General features: G+C 52.3%; 18 protein-coding genes. 10 read left to right on the top strand and 8 right to left on the bottom strand.

Annotated elements, in window-relative coordinates; translation table 11 throughout:
* Positions 1–22 precede the first annotated feature (22 nt).
* Positions 23–1783 (top strand): ABC transporter ATP-binding protein, encoded by a 1761-nt coding sequence (locus tag LQZ21_RS03895; protein ID WP_411042856.1) that lies wholly within the window; start codon positions 23–25, stop codon positions 1781–1783.
* Between the two features lie 406 nt (positions 1784–2189).
* On the top strand, positions 2190–2561 hold the full coding sequence (locus LQZ21_RS03890) for a hypothetical protein (protein WP_411042855.1): 372 nt from the start codon (positions 2190–2192) through the stop codon (positions 2559–2561).
* Positions 2562–2588: 27 nt separating this feature from the next.
* Here the strand turns inward: LQZ21_RS03890 and LQZ21_RS03885 are convergent, their stop codons facing one another.
* Positions 2589–4850, bottom strand: coding sequence for a hypothetical protein (locus LQZ21_RS03885; protein ID WP_411042854.1), 2262 nt, complete (start codon positions 4848–4850; stop codon positions 2589–2591).
* 174 nt (positions 4851–5024) lie between these two features.
* Between LQZ21_RS03885 and LQZ21_RS03880 the strand changes: the two genes are divergently transcribed.
* Positions 5025–5633, top strand: coding sequence for a DUF4398 domain-containing protein (locus tag LQZ21_RS03880; RefSeq protein WP_411042853.1), 609 nt, complete (start codon positions 5025–5027; stop codon positions 5631–5633).
* Between the two features lie 108 nt (positions 5634–5741).
* Here the strand turns inward: LQZ21_RS03880 and LQZ21_RS03875 are convergent, their stop codons facing one another.
* The 6 genes from LQZ21_RS03875 to LQZ21_RS03850 all read right to left on the bottom strand — a co-directional run bounded on the left by LQZ21_RS03875 (position 5742) and on the right by LQZ21_RS03850 (position 11735).
* On the bottom strand, positions 5742–7490 hold the full coding sequence (locus tag LQZ21_RS03875) for an NADH-dependent [FeFe] hydrogenase, group A6 (RefSeq protein ID WP_411042852.1): 1749 nt from the start codon (positions 7488–7490) through the stop codon (positions 5742–5744).
* 10 nt (positions 7491–7500) lie between these two features.
* Complete coding sequence (locus tag LQZ21_RS03870; RefSeq protein WP_411042851.1) at positions 7501–9285, bottom strand: NADH-ubiquinone oxidoreductase-F iron-sulfur binding region domain-containing protein; 1785 nt, start codon at positions 9283–9285, stop codon at positions 7501–7503.
* Positions 9286–9296: 11 nt separating this feature from the next.
* Complete coding sequence (locus LQZ21_RS03865) at positions 9297–9686, bottom strand: (2Fe-2S) ferredoxin domain-containing protein (protein WP_411042850.1); 390 nt, start codon at positions 9684–9686, stop codon at positions 9297–9299.
* Positions 9687–9690: 4 nt separating this feature from the next.
* The gene (locus LQZ21_RS03860) at positions 9691–10251 is read right to left on the bottom strand and encodes an ATP-binding protein (protein WP_411042849.1); all 561 of its coding nucleotides are present in this window, start codon (positions 10249–10251) and stop codon (positions 9691–9693) included.
* A 51-nt stretch (positions 10252–10302) separates the two neighbouring features.
* Positions 10303–10815: an NADH-quinone oxidoreductase subunit NuoE family protein gene (locus LQZ21_RS03855; RefSeq protein WP_411042848.1), complete on the bottom strand. Its 513-nt coding sequence runs from the start codon at positions 10813–10815 to the stop codon at positions 10303–10305.
* 194 nt (positions 10816–11009) lie between these two features.
* Positions 11010–11735, bottom strand: coding sequence for a hypothetical protein (locus tag LQZ21_RS03850; protein ID WP_411042847.1), 726 nt, complete (start codon positions 11733–11735; stop codon positions 11010–11012).
* Between the two features lie 423 nt (positions 11736–12158).
* Here LQZ21_RS03850 and LQZ21_RS03845 point away from each other — a divergent pair, with 423 nt between their 5' ends.
* The 7 genes from LQZ21_RS03845 to cysK all read left to right on the top strand — a co-directional run bounded on the left by LQZ21_RS03845 (position 12159) and on the right by cysK (position 20722).
* A complete protein-coding gene (locus tag LQZ21_RS03845) occupies positions 12159–12785 on the top strand; it encodes a PH domain-containing protein (RefSeq protein WP_411042846.1) in 627 nt (208 codons plus the stop codon).
* Positions 12786–12969: 184 nt separating this feature from the next.
* Entirely contained in the window at positions 12970–14649 is a 1680-nt protein-coding gene (locus LQZ21_RS03840) for an extracellular solute-binding protein (protein WP_411042845.1), read from the top strand.
* Between the two features lie 2 nt (positions 14650–14651).
* On the top strand, positions 14652–15572 hold the full coding sequence (locus tag LQZ21_RS03835) for an ABC transporter permease (RefSeq protein WP_411042844.1): 921 nt from the start codon (positions 14652–14654) through the stop codon (positions 15570–15572).
* Between the two features lie 10 nt (positions 15573–15582).
* Positions 15583–16491: a carbohydrate ABC transporter permease gene (locus LQZ21_RS03830; RefSeq protein ID WP_411042843.1), complete on the top strand. Its 909-nt coding sequence runs from the start codon at positions 15583–15585 to the stop codon at positions 16489–16491.
* Positions 16492–16509: 18 nt separating this feature from the next.
* Positions 16510–17832 (top strand): alpha-L-fucosidase, encoded by a 1323-nt coding sequence (locus tag LQZ21_RS03825; protein ID WP_411042842.1) that lies wholly within the window; start codon positions 16510–16512, stop codon positions 17830–17832.
* A gap of 81 nt (positions 17833–17913) precedes the next feature.
* A complete protein-coding gene (locus LQZ21_RS03820) occupies positions 17914–19620 on the top strand; it encodes an AMP-dependent synthetase/ligase (RefSeq protein WP_411042841.1) in 1707 nt (568 codons plus the stop codon).
* 181 nt (positions 19621–19801) lie between these two features.
* Complete coding sequence (cysK, locus tag LQZ21_RS03815; protein WP_411042840.1) at positions 19802–20722, top strand: cysteine synthase A; 921 nt, start codon at positions 19802–19804, stop codon at positions 20720–20722.
* 78 nt (positions 20723–20800) lie between these two features.
* Here the strand turns inward: cysK and asnS are convergent, their stop codons facing one another.
* A complete protein-coding gene (asnS, locus tag LQZ21_RS03810) occupies positions 20801–22198 on the bottom strand; it encodes an asparagine--tRNA ligase (RefSeq protein WP_411042839.1) in 1398 nt (465 codons plus the stop codon).
* Positions 22199–22317 lie beyond the last annotated feature (119 nt).

The raw sequence follows: 22317 nt of genomic DNA, 5'->3' as shown, positions 1-22317 counted from the left end.
TAAAATGGAGTATATTGGGCCTATGGCTACGAAAGATTTCCTAAACAAGTCCTATCTATCCCTATTTGCCGCCTATTACCGGCCCCATTGGAAGCTCTTTGCCGCGGATATGTTCTGCGCTTCCCTGATTGCCGGGGTAGATCTGGTATTTCCCATGATGACCAAATTGACCATTGAGCGCTTTTTGCCCACCGAACGCTACCGTTTCTTTTTTATCATGATCAGCCTCATGATTTTGCTTTATATATTACGGACCGGATTTTCTTACTTTGTTACCTACTGGGGTCATACGGTGGGGGCGTATATCGAAGCGGATATGCGGCGGGATCTTTTTAAGCATCTTCAGAAGCTGCCCTTTTCTTTTTATGATAACCACCGGACCGGCCATATTATGTCCCGGGTAACCAACGATCTTTTTGAAGTAACCGAACTGGCCCACCATGGCCCAGAGGATCTTTTTATCTCCCTCCTTACCCTCTTGGGCGCGTTTTTTCTGATCCTTTCCATACGGTGGGAGATGGCGGTGGTCCTTTTTAGCATGATCCCGCTTATGACGATCCATACGATGGTATCCCGGGTCAATATGCTCCGGGCCTCCAAAAAGGTAAAGGAACGGACCGCCGAGATAAACGCTTCCCTGGAATCAAGCATCTCCGGCGCCCGGGTCGCCAAGGCTTTTACCAATGAAGCCCATGAAACGGAAAAATTTACTCGGGGAAACGAACATTTTAAGTCCGCCAAGCAGACCTACTACAAATCCATGGCCCATTTTAACAGCAAGCTTGAATTTTTGATGCACCTCCTCAACGTAGCGGTGATCGCCACCGGCGGCTTCCTGATCATGCGGCACAAGATGACCCTGCCGGAACTCATCACCTGTACGCTCTTTGTGACCGCTTTCCTCCAGCCCATCAGGCGGCTGGCCAATTTTGTGGAACAGTACACCACCGGCATAGCCGGGTTCAGCCGTTTTGTGGACATCATGCGCATTGAGCCTGACATACAGGATAAACCCGGCGCCATAAATATGGAAGGAATCAAGGGGCGCATCGAATACCGGGACGTGACCTTTTCATATAATCACAATATACGGGTACTGGAGCATATCAATCTTTCGATCCCGGAGGGAACGACCCTGGCCCTGGTCGGCCCTTCGGGGGGTGGAAAAACAACCCTTTGCCACCTTCTGCCCCGGTTTTACGAGATCCGGGAGGGGAGTATCACCATTGACGGCAGGGATATCCGGGATATTACCCTGGAATCACTGCGGAAAAATATCGGTATTGTACAGCAGGACGTATTCCTCTTTGCCGGTACCATAGAGGATAATATACGCTACGGACGCCTTGACGCGGATCGGGAGGAAATCATCCAAGCGGCCAAACGGGCGGAAATCCACGACGATATCATAAAAATGCCCGAGGGTTATGACAGCATCGTCGGGGAACGGGGGGTTAAACTCTCAGGCGGCCAGAAGCAGCGGATAAGTATCGCCCGGATCTTCCTTAAAAATCCTCCCATCCTCATCCTGGACGAGGCGACTTCCGCTCTGGATTCTGCCACGGAACTCAAGATACAACACGCCCTGGAGGAACTCTCCCGGGGACGTACCACCCTGGTCATCGCCCACCGGCTTTCCACCATCCGCAGCGCGGACCGTATTGTGGTGATCGACGATGTGGGGATCCGGCAGCAGGGCAGCCATGGGGACCTTATGACCCAGGGCGGGCTTTATGCGGAACTGTACACCGCCCAATTCACCCATGATAAGGATTCCGCCTAGTCCGACACGATTAAATCCGGACCGCAAAATTCCTGCAAAAAACGAATTTTCCAAATAATTAATACTTTTTTCCTAAAAAAACTACAATACCACAAAAAGAATTCGGTCCATACTCAAAATAAGTTTAAACGAGGAGGTTATTTCAAAATTAGATTTTGGAAGATAAGCATTGCTTATCAGGCAGCCTTAGCTTTAAGCGGAAAAGCGGGCTAAAGCCCGCTTTTCTCCAGACCGATTTCAAACCCAACCGGGCTTTGAAACCGGCTCACCAGGGAACCAATCCCGAACCCCGGTTAGGTTGGGATTGGGTATGGAAAAGGCGGCAACGGGTCGTTTTTTCCTCAAAATTCAAGGTACCTTCCCAAAAACTGAAGTTTTTTGAGGAAGGCCTGAAGGAGCGGAACAAATGGTAGTTGGTTCATGGATCGTGAGTAAAGAAAATATGCGCTGCAAGAATTGGATTAACGGTATCGAGATAACCTTTACTCTCAGTGAAAACAATACCCTCAAGGGAAGGATCAGTTTTATTCCCAAGGGACTGTTTAAGGAGATGCCTACTACCATACTCCGGGCCTTTTATATTTATAAGATGTGGCGGACTGCTACACATATATTTAAAAAAATCTATTTAAAAAAAGATCAACACCCCCAGAGATTATCTCTGGGGCATGTTGGTTCCCCGGATGAACAACAACCGGCTTTACGCATAGAGGATAAACCTCTATGCGTAAAGCTTCCGGGGGTTCTGTTGGCTGGACCTGTTTCAAAACACGGTTAATTTTGGACAAACGTTTGGAAAGACCGGTCAAAGACCGGTCTTTCCGCTTTTTCCCCGGATCAATAGGGTATAGAAAGTTCGGGAACCCTTTTGGCCGGTAGAGATCCGGACCGGCCGGGACGGGATAGTTCCGGCCTTTTCCTGGACCGCCCGGGTAACCAGTATGGGAACCTTGTAACGGGGGGCCAGTCGGGAGAGGAGCCGGGAACAAGCCGCGGCAGGGCCGTAGACCTGGTACCCGGAACCGGGGATGGGGATAAAGGCGCATTCCCCCACATCAATACCGAAGAACCAGGCCCCCCCCATGGGGGAATCCTTCAAAAGCATGGTGAGAAATTGCATCGCCTGGGTTACCGGGCTTAAGCCGCCCTCGTCATAGGAGGGTTCCCCCCGGAGCTTCAGGACCGTCCGTTCCGGGGGAGACCCAAAGGCAATAATCGCCGTATCCCCCTCCCATCCCGCCATAATCCCCCCGGCCTTTAAGCACCAGCGGGAAAGCTCCTCCCGAAAGGCGACCCCGTTCTGGGCGGCCTCCTGGGGAGCCCCCTGACTTTCCCGGACCACCAGGGGCTCGTTTCTTACGGCGATGACAGCGGCGGAAACCGTCACCGCCTCCAAAGCCGGGGGGGCTCCGGCCCGGAGCAGGGTCTTAAAATAGGCCGGGGTTATGGAACTTCCGTAAGCCCGGCGGACCTGCTCCGCAAAACGATGGTTCATGACCAAAACAAATAGGGTCGATGTAAGGGTAGCCCCCACCGCCGCCGTGAAGGGGATAAAGGGGTCTATCCAGTAGGCGCTCAGGACGAAACTCCCGGAAAAGACCACCCCAATGAGGACACTGAGCAAAAAGCCTACCCCCAGGGAGAGGAGGGGTTCCAATTTGACCAGACACAAACAGAGGATGCCCACGGAAACCAGGGACCAGAACAGGATATGCCGGGGCGCCGCGGGCCGGATGACATTGCCCGAGAGGAGGCTGTTGGCGAGGATGGCGGATGCTTCGGTCTCCGTGGGCTCCCCAGGAGCTTCCGGGCCCCCGGGCCCCAAAATACAAAAGGAACCGTAAAGCAGGAATTTTAGGACCCCCCGCTTCTCCGCCAGGGCGTTATATTTTTCCCTGATATCCCGAAAACTCCTGATAAGCTCATCCCGCCGGTCCCGCAGCTGTTGGATATCAGCTTCCGGGGCTTCCACGGCTATCCGTTCTTCATAGGCTGAAACCATGGTCATTTCCCCGGGACCGTAACAGAAATCTTCCAGCGCAATAAAATACCGTTCCCGGCTTTCTATCCAGCGGCGTTTTTTTTCCTCTTCCGGTTCCCGCAGGAGCTCTTCCCGGAGGGAAAAAGCATATTCATAAAGAATCGGCGGATGTTTTTCCGGACTTATCCCCCTATAGATCCCCAGGGAATCTGCGGCGCTGAGAACCTGGTAGAGTTCCCTGTCCGCTTCCTCGTAATCCACGAGCAAAGACAGGGGAACCCGTTTAAAATCCTGCCCTTTCCCGGATTTTTCAATCAATATCGCCCCGTTTCTGTCCAGGGGGAGGGATAAGGCTCCCCCATCCCCGGGCTTTACCAGGCGGAGGATAAGGCCGTCTACGGTATGCTCTATGGCCGGCTGTTCGTACCGCTCTTTGAGGGCGGTATACACCGGGTGTTCAATTTCCTTTTCCCCCAAGAGGACCGGGGCCATACGCCGCAGTACCCCGTCAGGATCAGGGGTAAAGGCGGGATATCCGGCCTCAGCGGTTTCCCAGACCCGGCCAAAGGCGGCGGCGGCTTTTTTAAAAATCCCGGCTTCCTCTTGCGGTACCAGCGAAGACAGGAGCCGCTCCTTTCCCTGCTCGGTGAGGTTTAAGAGTTCCCCCACATAGGACGCCGTCTTCCCGGGGGGGATGGAACCGAGGCGGATAGCCTCAAAAAGGTTCAGGATATTTCCCTTTACGAGGCCGAATTCCTCATCAAAACGGAAGTTTAATTCCGCCGCGTTTCCGGCTATCCCGAAAGAAAGACCCGCAACCGGAATCTGAAGGATCAAGGCCGAGGCATCAATTTCGGTTAGGGATATTAAAACCGAAGCCGCCGTCTCAGGCTCAATAAAATAGTGGGTAAAAAAATCCTTTTGGGGATCCGTTTCTATCAAGGTTATTTCACCGGAAACCGGCGGGGACAGACGGCACGCCCCAAGAAAATCATAAAGAGGACCAAGCCGCGGTCCCGTAAGGAGCTGAGCCATCCCTAGAATACCTAAGACGGCGGCGCCCAGGGAAATAAAAAATCGCATCATCTTCGAATTTTTTGTAAAATAAACCGCCATTATCTATTACCACTATCCCAAAATAACATATTTATAGATTATATTATATTAAGGGAATTTCTGGAAATCCCGGTGGTTTCCGGCGGTTTCCTTATGAAGTCTTTTCAAACTAGCATATTTTTGAAAAGATTCCATATTCCAGTCATGGCCGGAATATCAGGAGGAACCATGGGACAGCGGGGATTATTTTTTTTATGGGGCGCCATAATCGGCGCCGTACTACTTTGGGGATGTGCCAAGCCCCCAACAGAAGAAATGGAAAAGGCTTCCGCAGCGGTTACCCAGGCGGAAAATGATCCCGATGCGGTCCTCTATGGAGAAAGTTCCCTGCTACGGGCGAGGGACGCCCTTTCCCGGATGCGGACATCGGCGGATTCCAAGCGGTACGACGAGGCCAAGCTCCTGGCCCAGGAAGCCATAGATGCCGCGGAAAAAGCCCGGAGTGATGGCAGCTTCGGGGCGGCTCGGGCCCGGGAAGAAACCATACGGCTCCTCTCGGAAGCGCAAAATGCCCTGGCTGCTACCGAAAAGACCCTGAATACGGCAAAAAACCTTGATAAGGTGGATGCCGATTTTAATGCCCTGACCCAAAGACTGGAAGCCGCCCGGAATACTATCGGGGAAGCAGAAGAGAACCTGGCCGCCAATCGTTACCAGGAATCCCAGAATAAAAGTATGGAAGGGCGGGCAGCCCTTGGCGATATCACCGCGGAAATTTCAAGGGCCGTTACGAAAAAATCCCGAAAAAAGTAACCCTTCCCGCTGCGGACCTTCCCCGGATGAGAAAGCGCCCGGAAATAACTTGACCAACGGGTCATAGTATTTCCGGGCGGCTTTTTAGCGGATCACCGTTGAGCCGGCTTATTTTAAATACAGGGGCCGTTCCTCGTATTTGGTGTGGAGCAGTTCATGGGCCTTATGACCTGTGGGTTCCCCCAAGAATTCATCATATACCAGTTTGATATTAGGGTTCTGGTGGGAACAGCGGTAGGGCGATATCTCGTCATCCCGGTAGATCCCCGCGCTGCGTTTAGAGCGGATCTCGTCGGTACAACCATAGGGTTGTCCGCCCCCGCCTATACAGCCTCCCCGGCAGGCCATAACCTCCACAAAGTGGTAGGGAGGTTCCTTCCCCTCATCCCGGGCGGCTCGGATCCGGTCCAAAACCTCGGCGATATTACCCATTTGGTGGGCCGCGGCGATGCGGATCTTGGTACCGTTTTGGAAATCCACCTCCGCTTCCTTTACCCCCTCAAGACCCCGGACCGGGAGAAAATTGACATCCCCCAACTCTTTTTTTGTCACGAGGAAATAGGCGCTCCGCACCGCGGCTTCCATAACCCCCCCGGTAACACCGAAGATGGTACCCGCCCCGGTATAGGGGCCCAGGGGATTATCCGCTTCCTCATCATCAAGTTTGAGGATTTCAATCCCCGCCTGTTTGATCATCCGGGCCAATTCCCGGGTGGTAATGGAGATGTCCACATCATCCCCATGACCGGCGGACCGCATATCCTGGTTCCGTTTGGTTTCCCATTTTTTAGCGGTACAGGGCATGACCGAAACGGAGAAGATCCTGTCCGGGTCTATCCCGGCTTTTCCCGCCCAATAGGTCTTGATCATGGCGCCCATCATTTGCTGAGGGGATTTGGCGGTGGAAAAATTCGGTATCATATCGGTATAGTATTTTTCCATATAATCAACCCAGGCGGGACAGCAGCTGGTGATGAGGGGAATCTTCCCCCCATGGGTAAGCCGCTTCACCAGCTCCGTTCCCTCCTCCATGATGGTGAGATCCGCGGAAAAGTTGGTGTCAAAGATGGTCTTGAACCCAAGGCGTCTGAGGGCGGTGTAGATCTTTTTGGTTATCAGGGAGCCCGGTTCCAGGCCGAATTCCTCGGCCAGGGCAACCCGGACCGCCGGGGCAATCTGGACCACCGGATGGACATCGGCGTTTTGCAGGGCGGCCCATACCTTGACGGTATCGTCCCGTTCGTAGATAGCCCCCACCGGACAGTGGGCGGCGCATTGGCCGCATTTGATACAGGGACTCTCCCCCAGGGGGGTACCCGCCGCAGAGGCGATCCTGCCCTTGATACCCCGGCCAAGGAATTCCAGGGCCCAGACATTCTGCATCTCCTGACAGACCTTAACACAGCGGCCGCAGCGGATGCATTTTTCGGGGTTAAGTATGATGGCCGGATTGGAATCATCAATGGACAGGTTGTTGGATATTTTCCGGTAGGGACCCTGCCGGATACCGAATTCCGCTGCCAGGGTCTGGAGTTCGCAGTTGCCATTCCGGGGACACTGCAGGCAGTCATTGGGGTGATTGGACAGGATCAGTTCCACCACGGTCCGCCGTACCGCGATGATCTCCGTATCATGGGTAATGATACTCATGTTTTCCGTTACCGGGGTAGTACAGGCCCGGACCATTTTGGGGGAACCTTCCATGCGGACAATACAGATACCGCAGGATGCCCAAGGGGGAAGATCCGGGTTATAACAGAGGGTAGGGATCTTAATATTGATCTTTTTAGCAGCGTTGAGGATGGTCGTACCTTCTTCCACCTGCAGGGGAATACCGTTTATTTTCAGGTTAATCATGGTTACTCCTTTACTTCTTGTTAACCGCGCCGAATTTACAGTTCTTAAAACATTCGCCGCATTTAATACACTTGGACTGATCGATGGTATGGGGCTGCCGTTTTTCTCCGGTGATACAATTCACGGGACAACGCCGGGCGCAGAGCCCGCATCCGATACACTTTTCCGGGTTGATCTCAAAGATCACGAGGTGCTTACACTTACCGGACCGGCACTTCTTATCCCGGATGTGTTCCAAATACTCTTCCCGGAAATTCTTCACCGTGGACAGGGTGGGATTGGCTGCGGTTCCTCCGAGCATACAGAGGGAAGCCTTGGTCATGGCCTTGCCTATACTTTCAAGCTTATCCAGGTCTTCCTCCTCACCGTTGCCCCGGGCGATTTTTTCCAGAATATTGAGGATCTGGGTGGTACCGATCCGGCAGGGGGAACATTTGCCGCAGGATTCATCCACACAAAAATCCATATAGAACCGGGCAACGTCCACCACACAGTCGTCCTCGTCCATGACAATCATACCCCCGGAGCCCATCATGGACCCCATGGCGGTAAGGCTTTCATAGTCGATGGGGGTATCCAAGGCCTTTTCGGTGAGGATCCCCCCGGAGGGACCGCCGGTCTGGACTCCCTTGAATTTTTTCTGGTTTTTGATGCCGCCGCCGATCTCAAAGATAATCTCCCGGAGGGTGGTCCCCATGGGAACTTCCACCAGTCCCGAATTCTGTACCTTTCCGGTCAGGGCGAAAACCTTGGTCCCCTTGGACTTCTCCGTACCAATGGCCGCAAGCCAGGCACCGCCCCGGGTCATCACCACCGGGATATTGGCCAGGGTCTCCACATTGTTGATCACCGTGGGCTTGGCCCAGAGGCCTTGGACCGCCGGGAAGGGAGGTTTGGGAACGGGCATGCCCCGCTGCCCCTCCAGGGATTTGATCAGGGCCGTTTCTTCTCCGCAGACAAAGGCGCCGGCCCCCAGGCGGATCTCTATGTCAAAATCAAAGCCGGAGCCTAGGATGTCCTTGCCCAAAAGGCCATAGTTTTTGGCTTGGTTTAGGGCTATCTGAAGCCGCTTGATGGCCAGGGGGTATTCCGCCCGGATATACACATAACCCTGGTGGGCACCGATGGTTTTACCGCAGATGGTCATGGCCTCGATGATCGAATGGGGATCTCCCTCGATGGTAGACCGGTCCATATAGGCGCCGGGGTCCCCTTCATCGGCGTTGCAGACCACGTATTTGATATCCCCCGGAACCTTGCGGGTCAGATCCCATTTAAGCCAGGTGGGGAATCCCGCGCCGCCCCGGCCCCGGAGTCCGGATTTTTTCAATTCCTCGATCACCTCTTCGGGTTTTAAGTCAAAAAGGGCCTTTTCAAGGCCGATATACCCTTCCCGGGCTATGTATTCATCGATATTTTCCGGATTAATCGCCCCACAGTTTCTGAGGACCACCCGGACCTGTTTCTGGTAAAATTCGATATCCTCCACCGCGCTGGAGCTTTTTTTCTCTGTTTTGTAGAGGAGACGGGGAACTTCCCGGCCTTTGACTATCTGTTCCGCGATGATCTCCGGGGCGTCTTCCGGTTTGACCTCCACATAAAAGGAATCTTCCGGAAGGACCTTAACGATGGGTCCTTTCTCACAAAACCCAAAACAGCCGGTCTTAACTATTTGTACCTGATCCGCCACCCCTTGCTTTTCCGCCTCGGCGATGAGCCGTTCATATATTTCGATTCCCTTGTTGGACTCACAGGCGGTTCCGCCACAGGTAAGGATATAATGATTGTAAGCCATGGATATCCCCTTTACCGAACACCCGCCGGGGCTTGATTTAGAATGTGATCATCCAAGAGCTCCCGGCCGATAATATGTTTTTTTACGATTTCTCCCGCGAGTTTGGCGTCCACCGTACCATAGGTAACCGTGGGCATCCCGGGAACCACCACTTCCACCGTGGGTTCCGAACTGCAAAGTCCCATGCAGCCGGTCTGGCGGATTAATACCGTATCCACCAGATTTTCCGTATCCGTGGCTTTAATAAAAGCCTCCAGGGTGTTTTTCGCCCCTGCGGCAATCCCGCAGGTCCCCATGGCCACAATAATCTGAATGTCCTTACCGACGCTTTCCCGCCTTCTCAGATCATTTTTTTTGGAATCCCTCAGCTGACGCAGCTGTTCCAAGTTCAACTTTGCCATAATCTTACTCCTCTCTCTCTTCGTCTTCTTCCATTGATTTAAGATACCGATCCAATAAAATCAAGGATGCCGCATCTTCCAGATCCCCCAGAACTTCTTGAAGCTCCGATTTACTGGTTTTATAGGATTTTTCCCCCGCTCCGGTTAAACGGGATCGGCGGATATTTATTTCCTTAGGCCCAGTAAATAACATTACCGTCCTCAACATCCCCGAGATATCCCCCACTGGGGGCGTATCAGTCAGGGTTAAGTCAAACCAGGCCGTTACCATGGTTCCACTGTCTTTTTCCGAATGTAAATCATATCCACCCCCGGATTGTAACGAAGTCTGAATAAGAAAGGGGATCCCTAATCCTACTTTTCTGTGGGGGTGTTTCTTTCCATCACTTATAAAGGGATCAACCGCCCGTTCTAACTCGTGCTGGTTCATCCCCCGGCCGTTATCTTTAAGGATAAACCGGAATTCTTTATCCGTTTCCCGGATTTCCAATTCCACCAAGGATGCCCCCGATTCAACTGCATTTTGAGTAATATCAATAACAAGATCGCTTAGGGTAAAATGCATCGTAAAAAATCCTCCGGATTTTGGTGAAAGACCGCCGTAAAAAAGATTTTCTTAACTGTTTTGGTATTTAGCGATTATCTCCGGAAGTTGTTCCTTGTTGAGTTTCCCGTAGGTATCACCCCCCACGGTTATAACCGGGGCAAGACCGCAGCACCCAACACAACGAACCGGATCGATGGAAAAAAGTCCGTCTTCGGTTACCCCTCCTTCACCGATACCGAGTATGCTCCGGGCCTCCTCGATAAGATCCTGGCCGCCTTTAAGGTAGCAGGCGGTTCCTAAACACACGGAGATCCTATGTTTCCCCGGTTTAGTGGTCTTAAAAAAGTGATAAAAGGTGATAACCCCATAGATCCGCGCCAGGGGAATCCCCGTGAGTTTTGAAAGTTTTTCCGCCGCGGCCCGGGAAATATAACCAAAAGTTTCCTGGGTCTTATGCAGAATCATGATCAGACTGCCTGGTTTGACCTTCCATTCATCAATAAATGCCGATAACTCCTGGGGAAATTCAATATCCCCCTGACTATCCACATCCCGAGTTAACGTTGCCTCAGCTGTCGCCATGGACACCTCCATTCATATAGATAAAAATTTATCATATTGTAATTACTTATATTTTAATGCTATTTAAGGAATTAGACAAGTCATCAAATATCAACTTTTTTATCTATAAATATTTATTTATTGTTAGACAAGGCTTACTTTAAGACCGGGCCCTCATTCCGGGTTCGGGCGGGCCCTAGTTTTGAAGATGCGTCCTAATTCCAGCGGATTTCGTAATTCAAAGGGGTTTCCAGAACCAGAATGTCCAGCAGGGGTACCTCAAAAACAGCCTGTCTTCCGGTATAGGTACCCCCTCGGACCGCGTTGATGGGCCCCGGAAAATCGATAAACGCCCGGATTTTGGCCCCGGCGATTTCATCCGCCACACCTCTGCCGTAGATGGAAGTAACCAGAGCCAGATATTCCCCTTTGGAGAGGAACTCCCCGGTAGAAACCGGGGCCATAAGGGCGGCAAGATAATCCGCCACCTCCCGGGATATCCGGGCGAGCAGTTGCGGCCCGGAATCGCGATCCAGGGAAAGGGCAAGCCGCCCTCCCGAGGGGGTCTGTTCATAAACGATGAACCGGCTTTCCCCCCGGTTCCCCGGGAGAGCCAGAAATTCATCCACCCGGGAGATCCCTATGGGGCCTTCAATGGCGGAAGGGCCGGTATTGGTGAAGGAAACCTCGGCGATCCCCGGAGCGGCGGCCATGGAGCGGGCTATGGCCGGCCCGTCAATAACCGGCCTGCTCCGGGCAGCCTCGGGCCCCAGGGAAACCGCGGAAAAAGACCGGATCAACGCGGAGGTCCGGCTTTCCAGGGATGCCCGGAGCATTAGTTCCCCGGAACCGTTGAGCGCCAGGGAGCCGTTTATGGTAGCGGCGCAGGAAATAAAAAAAACCTGAAAAAAGATCAGGGGTAGGAAAAATCTAATTTTCATGCTTCCAATATACTTTATTATCGAAATTTAACCAATCCGGAAAGGGATACGCCCCGGAACCCCGATAATCGAGGTTTTTTGTATGGCGGGACACCAAACCCGCCGCCTGAGTATCCTAAAAGCCTCCTCGTTGAGGATCTACCAATACCTAAAAACGGCCACTCAGACCCGCATGCCGTCTAAGCGGGAGGAGGACATTTCTATTGGTCGTTAACAGCTTATACTCAGTAACTTGACATTTTTAGGGAGTTAAATTATTCTTAATCAAGATTTTTTCAAAACCAACTGAGTTTTGAAACTGGCTCGATCTGTTAAGTTAGTTTTTCCGTAAATAAAAATTATGATTCAAAATTGGGGTCCTGTTGGGCCATCAGGTTGTGATACCACCGTAATTATAAACGAATTTTATTTAAGGAGGACAGAATGAACTTACTAAAAAAGAAAAACTTGGAACAAGGGGAGGTGGTACTTTATCAGCCCGTAGTACATTGGTGTGTATTATTAAAACCGCTTTTAGGCATAGTTTTTTATATTATCTTGCTTCTGCTGTGGGCTATCTTTCTTCAAAACCTTTCTTTATCTATTCTGGCCGGTTTATTGAATATGATCTTCGGAAAAGTATTTTTTATCATTGGTATAGGATGTGTCCTATATTTTCTTTTTGAAGTATTGAAATATATCAGGACAAGATATTATCTCACCAATAAGCGGCTGATACTAAAAAAAGGAGTATGGTCTACGCTTTTGAGTGATATCCCTATAGAAAAAATCGAAGGCCTTTTTTGTTCTCAAGGCTTATGGGGGAAATTATTTAATTATGGTACTATCCTTGTTTCCGGTGTGGGGGGGATGCGTTGGCATCTCAAAATGGTAAGAAGGCCATACACCGTAAGAAGAAAGATTTATAATATCATAGAAAAAAATAAAAAGATAACGATAATAAGGGAAGAAAATCCTAAACCTGATTTTATCATAGAAAAGACCCAAGACAAGCAAATCAAACTTATCGACTACGGAATTTTTGTTACCTCCTATCCGGCAAAAAAATGAAAGTAACCGGTAGTTCCAAAGGGGGTAATTGTTCAGGACGCTATATATAGTGTACATAAAAAGCATGTTTTCCCTCAAAATTTCAGCATAATCAGGGAATGTATGGGCTTTCTCCTTCTATTTTAATATTTATATTGCAATATGCTGGCGCCTATCGCAATATTAAAATAAGGAGAAAGCGAAAGTGAAAAAAGAAAGGATTAAGAAGATAAAAGGATGGATATTCCTTTTATCCAGTGTCTGTATTTTGTCGGCGGCCTGCGGCGGGAAAAAAACCGGGGCAGCCGGTGATACCGGGGACCGCTACACCCCGGTGGGGGAATACCCCATAGTAAAAGAGCCCCTGGAGATGAGCCTCTTTGCTATGAGCGCCCCCAATGTTATTGATCTGCAAACCAATGATTTTACCCGCTATCTGGAAGAAAAAACCAATATTAAGTGGAATTTTATTACTGCACCGAACGATTCGGCGATAGAAAAGATCAATTTGCTCCTTATCAGTAATGAATACCCCGATGCTTTTATGTTCAGAACCCCCGACGTGGCCCAATATGGCATGAAAGAGCATATCCTCATCCCTCTAGAGGATCTGATCCCCCAGTATATGCCTAATTATTGGAAATTTATGCAGGAGAATCCCGAACTTTGGGCCCAGCAGCGTCAGGCGGACGGCCATATCTATGGGATCGCCTCTTTTAACGAATGTTATCACTGTAATTTCTACAATAAAATGTGGGTAAACATGGATTGGATCGAGAAGATTGGCCTGGGAATCCCCACGACCACCGAAGAATTTAAGGCCGTGTGCAAACGTTTTTTGGAGCTTAACCCCAAGGGTATCGCGCTTACGGGGTCCACCACCGGCTGGGGGGAGCAGTTCATCAGCTTCCTCACCGGTTCCTTTATCACCAATCCCGGTGACCGGACCGCGGGGGATAAGCTGGCGGTCTCCCCCTCCGGCGAGGTAGTAACCATTGCCAACCAGAGCCAATACCGGGAAGCCCTGCGGTTCATGCACGATCTCTACCGGATGGGGGCCATTTATGACGGCGGTTTCACCCAAAACCCGGATCAGTTCCGCAGCCTGGTCAACCAGCCCGGGGCGCCAGTACTCTTTTTGGCCTCCGGGGCCATTGTCAACAGTGTGGATGCCGATGTGAACCCCCGGTTGTATAGAGCCTACCGGGCCATTCCTCCCCTGAAGGGTCCCGACGGAACCCAGATCAATACCTACTTCAAATACGACAACCTTCAGGAAAACAAACTGGTTATCACCGACCGGTGCAAATATCCCGAGGCGGTACTCCGCTGGGCGGACCATTTCTATACCCTGGAAGGTTACCTCCAGTACCAGTATGGTCCCAATCTGGATGGTAAGGACTTTATCCTCTATCCCCCGGGAGAAGTGGGGTTAAACGACAAACCGGCCCTGTTTAAGGTACTGAACCAGTACACTGCCGAACCCCAGAACCACGACTGGCAAGACATCGGCCTCATCTACGCCACCGCGGAGATCCGCCTGGGGGAAGCCACGGATCCCCATATCGACATCACCTCCGCAGCGGGGCTGGAAAAGCTCCTCGTGATCGAAACCGAGACGGTCTGCGAGCCCTACGCCCAAAAGGAGGGCCAATTTGACGTGCTGCCGAACCGGCTCAAGCTGACCTCCAAGGAATCCGACTCTGTCCAGACCATCGCGGTGGAGCTGAAAAAATACATCGACGAAAATACCGTGGCCTTTATCAATGGCCGGAGAAACCTGAACACCGAGTGGGATGCCTATGTAAGCGGTTTTAACCGGATCGGCCTGCCCCAATACCTCAAGATCATGCAGACCGCCTGGGAACGTCAGCAGGGTAACTAGCCATGGGGGGTAAGTCTATCCGGAATAGGGTCCGCCTTTATACGGGGGCCTGGCAATTTTGGCTTATCATGGCCCTGCCCCTGGCGTATATCATCATCTTCTGTTATGCCCCCATGGGGGGGATCCTGATGGCCTTTAAGGATTACAGTCCCCGCCAGGGTATTTGGCAGAGTCCCTGGGTAGGCTTAAAGTGGTTCAAACAATTTTTAACCACCCCTTCAGGTCTAACCATTATCATGAACACCCTGCGCTTAGGCTTTTACAGCCTGATCGTCGGGTTTCCCATCCCTATCCTGCTGGCGGTGGGGCTGAATGAGATCCGTTCCCTGTACTTTAAAAAGCTGGTCCAGATGATCACCTATGCGCCCTACTTTATCTCCGTGGTGGTCATGGTGGGGATGCTGATGCAGCTTACGGATCTGCGGATCGGTATTTTTAACCGGCTCATCACCATCCTGGGGGGGCAGCCGGTTAATTTTTTCGGCGAGGCCCGAATTTTCCCCCATCTTTATGTATGGAGCGGTATTTGGCAGACCATGGGGTATTCTTCCATCATTTATATTGCCGCCCTGGCGGGGGTCAGCAGGGAAACTCAGGAGGCCGCGGTGGTGGACGGCGCCTCCCGGCTGCAGCGGATCTGGCATGTGGATCTGCCGGCGATCCGTCCCACCATTGTTATCCTGCTGATCTTTAACTGCGGTTCCATTATGAGTATTGGTTTTGAAAAGGCCTACCTCATGCAGAACCCCATTAATATGGCTACCGCAGAGGTGATATCCACCTTTGTGTACAAGGTGGGGCTGCAAAACGGTAATTATAGTTTTTCTACCGCGGTGGGCCTTTTTAATTCCATTGTCGGTTTTATTTTGATGGTAACGGTTAATCAGATTTCAAAAAAATTGACCGATACCAGCGTGTGGTAGGAGGCTCCCAATGACGAGCGGTAAAAGAGGTTCCATAATTCGGGACAGTCTGGGAGATAGGGTCTTTGTTATAGTTATATATCTCCTCCTGTGGGGAGTATTGTTAATGGTCCTCCTCCCCCTGGTGTATATTGTGGCCGCTTCTTTTTCCGATCCCCAGGCGGTTATCGCGGGGGATGTGTGGTTCTGGCCGGTCCGGCCCACCATGCGGGGATACAACGCGGTCTTTAAAAATCCCAAACTGATGACCGGTTTTTATAATTCCTTTTTCTATATGATTGTGGGAACCCTGGTGAACCTTATCATGACCCTGCTCTGCGCCTATCCCCTGACCCGTAAACAGTTCGGCGCCCGGAATATCTTGTCCGCCCTGATGGTGTTCACCATGTATTTCTCCGGCGGAATGGTGCCCCTCTATATGGTGGTAAAAAAGTTGGGGCTCGTCGACACCCGGTTGGCCATGATCATCCCCGCCGCCTTAAGCGTGTGGAATGTGATCCTCTGCCGTACCTATATTGCCTCGGTCATCCCCGAGGCCCTCTACGAGTCCGCTTCCCTGGACGGTTGTTCGCCCCTGCGGTTTTTGATTTTTATGGTGGCCCCCTTGAGTACCCCCATTCTGGCGGTACTGGCCTTATACTATGGGGTAACCCACTGGAATACCTACTTTAACGCCCTAATATACCTTAACCGGACGGAATTGGCGCCCCTGCAGATTGTCCTGCGGGAGATCCTGGTGTTGAGTAAGATCGATCCTTCCATGATCGCCGATGCCCGGGAGCTCGCGGCGAAACAGGGTTTAATGGATCTGCTTAAATATTCGGTAATCGTGGTCGGTTCGGTTCCGGTTATGTTGATCTATCCCTTTGTGCAGAAATATTTTGTAAAGGGCGTCATGATTGGCGCCGTAAAAGGTTAATGTGATATAATATGATATATGGAAAACAAAAATAGAGCGGAACGGACAGAACGTACCCGGTGGTTTACCGAAGCGCGGTTTGGGATGTTTATCCACTGGGGCTTATATGCCATCCCCGCCCGGGGGGAATGGGTCCGCAGTACCGAGCGGATGAGTCATGAAGATTATCGGTCTTATTTTGATGAATTTGACGCCGCTTCTTATCAGCCCCGGGAATGGGCGCGGCTCGCGAAAAAGGCGGGGATGAAGTACGCGGTTTTGACCGCCAAGCACCACGACGGGTTTTGCCTCTGGGACACCAAGCTGACGGATTTTAAAGCCCCCAATACCCCCGCGGGCCGGGATCTGGTACAGGAATACCTGGATGCCTTCCGGGCGGAAGGTATCCGGGTGGGGCTCTATTTTTCCATCATCGACTGGCGGCATCCCGACTTTCCCCACTACGGGGACCGTCAACATCCCCACCGGGACGACCCGGATTACGGCAACGAAAACCGGGATTTTAACCGGTACCTTGAATTTATGCATGCCCAGATCCGGGAGCTTCTCACCCACTACGGCAGGTTGGATATCATGTGGTTTGATTTTTCCTACGGCGATATGGCGGGGGAAAAATGGCGGGCCTCGGATCTGATGAAGATGGTCCGTTCCCTTCAGCCCCACCTGATCGTGGATAACCGTCTGGAGGGCTCCGGGGAAAACTCCGGGACCATTCTGACGGCGAATCCCAGCGATTATGCCGGAGATTTTGCCTGCCCGGAACAGATGATCCCCCCCCAGGGGATCCGTAACGATGCGGGGGAGCCCGTCCCCTGGGAAGCCTGTATCACCCTGAACAATCACTGGGGCTACTGCGCCGCGGACCATCACTGGAAGCCCGCGGATATGGTGATCCGGATGCTGGTGGAATGTGTCTCAAAAAACGGCAACCTGCTCCTCAATGTGGGTCCCGATGCCAAGGGCAGGATCCCCCGTCCCTCGGTGGAGATCCTGGAGGAGGTAGGCCGCTGGATGGAAGATAACGGCCGCAGTATCTACGGCTGCGGCATGGCCGATCTTGCCAAACCCGAATGGGGCCGCTTTACCCGGCGGGGAAACACCCTCTATGCCCATCTGTACGAACCCCAGGTTGGGGGGGTCTGCCTGCCCCATCTGGCGGGAAAAATAGAAAAGATACGGCTCCTGGCCGACGGCAGTGAGATCCTGCCCGCCGATTATTGGAATCTGGCGGAATACCGGGAGCACGCCTTTTTCTTCCTCAACCCCCAGAGCTTCGACAACTATCCTCTGCCGGATCCGGTGGATACCGTGGTGGAGATAACCCTGAAGCGGGACCCGTAACACCCCACGTTTTCCGAACCCTTCTTAAAGGCCGCAACCTTTTGCCTTTTGAGGGGTCAAATAATCTAGAGGAGGGAATTTATGAGTAACCCCTATACCCCCTGGGCTTTTTTGGATGAATTCCGGGGAAAAGCGTTTTCAGGTCTTTGGCCGACCCTGCCGGAGATGTTTAAAATTACCGTTACCCGTTACGGGGAACGGCCCTGTTTCACTATTTACGAACCGGACCGGATTAGTCTTAACTATACCGAAGCCCTCCGCCGTATAGAAGCGGTGGCCCGCTGGCTGTACCACCATGGGGTCCGTAAGGGGGATGCGGTGGCCGTAACAGGGAAAAATTCCCCTGAATGGACCGTGGCCTACCTGGGGATCCTCTTTGCCGGGGGGGTGGTGATTCCCATTGATTATCAGCTTAAAAACGAGGAAACCGATCTTCTGATCAAAACCTCCAAAGCCCGGTTTCTCTTTGTGGATGAAGAAAAATACGGCCGGTATCAGGACAATTCCGGACAGATCAAGGAGCTTATCTCGTTAAAGAAAGGGATAGGTACCTATGTGTACGACCTGGATGGCCCCGTGGCGGAGATAGAGCAGGTAACGGAAACCGATTTGGCGGCGATCCTCTTTACCTCCGGGACTATGGGTACCCCTAAGGGGGTGATGTTGACCCATCAAAACCTGGTTTCCGACTGTTACCTGGCCCAGGGGGCTCCCCTCACGGTACTCCACACCGACGTCTTCTACGCCCTCCTCCCCCTCCACCACGCCTATACCATGCTGGCGGTGTTCATCGAGGCCATTTCCACCGGCGCCGAGGTGGTCTTTGGTAAACGGATGGTGACCAAGGCGATCCTCAAGGACCTCAAGGAGGCGAAGATCACCATGTTCCTGGGGGTACCCATGTTGTTTAACAAGGTCTTGGCGGGTATCCTCCGGGGGCTTAGAGAAAAGGGCCCCATCGTCTACGGGCTGATTTCGGTCCTGATGGGCCTTTCGGGGTTTATCAAAAAGGTGTTTAAGGTCAATCCCGGGAAAAAGATGTTCGGTTTTATCCTGGATAAGGCCAGCCTCTCCACGGTCCGGATCTGTATCTGCGGCGGCGGCCCCCTGGCCCCCAGTATTTTTAAAAAATATAACCAACTGGGGATAGACTTTGTTCAGGGTTACGGCCTGACCGAGACCTCCCCCATCATCAACCTCAACCCCATAGAACATTACAAGGAAGCCAGTGTCGGCAAGGTGATCCCCCAGTGCGACATGAAGATCCTCAACCCCGACGAGCGGGGGGTAGGGGAGGTTATCGTCAAGGGCCCTATGGTCATGCAAGGGTATTTTGAACTGCCCGAGGAAACCGCCGCGGCCTTTACCGCGGACGGTTACCTTAAAACCGGGGACCTGGGTTACCTGGATGATGAAAACTACCTTTACCTCACGGGGCGGGCCAAAAATATGATCGTCACCGGCGGGGGTAAAAACGTTTACCCCGAGGAGATTGAAAACGAATTTCAGCTCTTTGAGGAGATCGAGCAGATTCTGGTCCGGGGTTTTGTCCTGGATAAGAAGTTGAAGACCGAGGGGATCGAAGCCCTGGTCTATCCCAGCCCGGACTTCTTCAACCAGCAGGAAGGGGGGACCCCTTCCAAAGAGGCCGTCAAGGCCCGGATAGAGGGGATCATCTCCGAGGTGAATCAGCGGCTCCTCCCCTACCAGCGGATCGAGAAAACCACGATCCTGGAGGAGCCCATGGAGATGACCACCACGAAGAAGATCAAGCGGGACACGCTCTAAAGCCGGATGCGGCGGAGGCTCATGGAAAATTTAAGGCGCCGCGGATCGCCATAACAAGCGATAAAAGAAATTATTTTGAATTTTTCCCTTGACTTTTTTATTTTATTATAATATAATACCTATATAATTACTAGGCAATATAGCTGTTAGCTGGACCGGTATAGCAATTCAGGAGGTTTTTATGGCACGGGTAGAAAAAATTACGGATCTGATAGGTAATACGCCGATTGTCAGGATCAACAAGATCAACGATGGGGGGGCGATAGTATATGCGAAACTGGAGAGTTTTAATCCTTTTTCCAGCGTTAAGGACCGGATCGCCCTGGCCCTAATCGAAGCTGCGGAAAAAGACGGCAGGATAAAAAAGGGGACCGTTATTATCGAACCCACCAGCGGTAATACGGGAATCGGCCTGGCCTTTGTGGCCGCGGTAAAGGGATACCGGATCATCCTTACCATGCCCGAGACCATGAGCATTGAACGGCGGAAACTGCTCAAGGCCCTGGGGGCCGAATTGGAATTGACCGAAGGGGCCAAGGGCATGAAGGGGGCTATTGCCAAGGCGGAAGAATTAGCGGCGGCAACCCCCAATTCCTTTATTCCCCAACAGTTTAACAATCCCGCCAATCCCGCGATCCACGAGTCCACCACCGGCCCGGAAATATGGATAGATACCAAGGGTGAGGTGGATATCCTCATCGGCGGGGTCGGTACGGGGGGTACCATAACCGGAGCGGGAAAATACCTTAAGGAGAAAAAACCTTCGGTTAAAATCATCGCCGTGGAGCCTTCCGCGTCTCCGGTACTTTCCGGTGGACAACCCGGCCCCCACAAGATCCAGGGAATCGGCGCGGGTTTTGTACCCCAGGTCTACAATAAAGATCTGGTGGACGAAATCTATCAGACCGATGAGATCAAGGCGGGAAATATCGCCCGCCGGGCAGCCAAAGAAGAGGGGATCCTGGTGGGTATTTCCTCCGGGGCGGCTTTGGAAGCGGCGCTGACCCTTTCCAAACGGCCCGAAAACAAGGGGAAAACCATTGTGGTGGTACTTCCCGATACCGGGGAACGGTACCTCTCCACCTGGCTCTGGGACGAATAGGAATAACTAGTAAGGCTGTTTCAAAAGTTTGGTTTTGAAGCAGCCTTAAATTTTTCATATCCCCTATTCCGGGAGGCTTTAAAAATTCACTTGCCCCACAGCCCGGGGATAGGGAATAACATCCCGGATATTGGCCATGCCGGTAACGTATTGGATGAGCCGCTCAAAGCCCAAACCAAACCCCGCATGGGGGGCGGAGCCGTAGCGGCGAAGATCCAAATACCAGGAATAGTCCTCAAGGTTCATCCCAAGAGCGCGGATCCGCTCTTCCAGGGCGCTTAAGTTTTCTTCCCGTTCGGAACCGCCGATTATTTCCCCTAGCCGGGGGACCAGGACATCCATGGCCCGGACGGTTTTACGGTCATCGTTCATCTTCATATAAAAAGCTTTTATCTCCCGGGGATAGTCGGTCACTATCACCGGGCCCTGGGCTACATTTTCGGTAAGGAATTTTTCGTGTTCGCTTTGAAGATCGCAGCCCCAATAGGGCCTAAACTCAAAGGACTGGGCGTTTTTTTCCAGTTCCGTCACCGCGTCGGTATAGGTCATACGGACAAAGGGCGTATCCACCACGGACCGGAGTACCCCGGACAAGTCCTTTTCGATATGGGCATTAAAAAAGGCGATATCTTCGGCATTGTCCCTGAGGGCCGTGGAGAGGAGGAATTTGAGAAAATCCTCCGCCAGGACCATGTTATCCTCCAGCCGGGCAAAGGCCATTTCAGGCTCTATCATCCAGAATTCCGCCAGATGCCGGGTGGTATTGGAATTTTCCGCCCGAAAGGTGGGGCCAAAGGTATAAACCCGGGAAAGGGCCAGGGCATAGGTTTCCGCCTCCAACTGTCCCGATACGGTGAGGCCGCTCCGTTTCCCGAAAAAATCCTTTCCGTAATCCGGCGGTTTACCGGATTTGGCCAGGGCCTCTAGATCCAGTGTGGTCACCTGGAACATGGCCCCCGCCCCTTCGGCATCGCTGGCGGTGATGATCGGGGTATGGATATACTGAAAGCCCCGGCTTTGAAAAAATTCATGGACCGCGAAGGCAAGACGGCTGCGAACACGGGCCACGGCGCCGAAGGTATTGGTTCTGGCCCGCAGATGGGCAATTTCCCGCAGGAATTCCAGGGAATGCCGTTTTTTCTGCAGGGGATACTGATCCGCCGGGGCATCCCCGATGATTGTGATGGCGGCGGCGGCCAACTCCGCCTCCTGTCCTGCGGCCGGGGACGGGACGAGCTTCCCGGTTATTTCCACCGAGACCCCGGTGGATATCGCGGACAGGGCCTTTTCCGTCTCCTCCCCCCATCTCCCGGTCCGGTCAAAGGTACACTGGATACCGCCGAAACAGGACCCGTCGCTCACTTCCACAAAAACAAGATTTTTTAACTCCCGCTTGGTTCTGACCCAGCCACGGACAGTAAGTTCCTGGGATTCCGGCGGAAGGGCCCGGATCTCCCTGATAAGTGGATGTATCATGGTTTTAGTATACCGGATTACTATCCATAGGCCAAGGGGACACATGGCCCCTACAGTGCCGCGTCAGTTCAAATCTGTTGTCGTTATATAGATGGTACTGGCCGGGGTATGGACCCCGG

Origin of the sequence: Treponema sp. TIM-1, from assembly GCF_046533115.1 — a bacterium.
GTDB lineage: Bacteria > Spirochaetota > Spirochaetia > Treponematales > Breznakiellaceae > JAIRMO01.
Note: the sequence above shows the minus strand (reverse complement) of the source record. Positions and strands in the feature narration are given on the sequence as shown.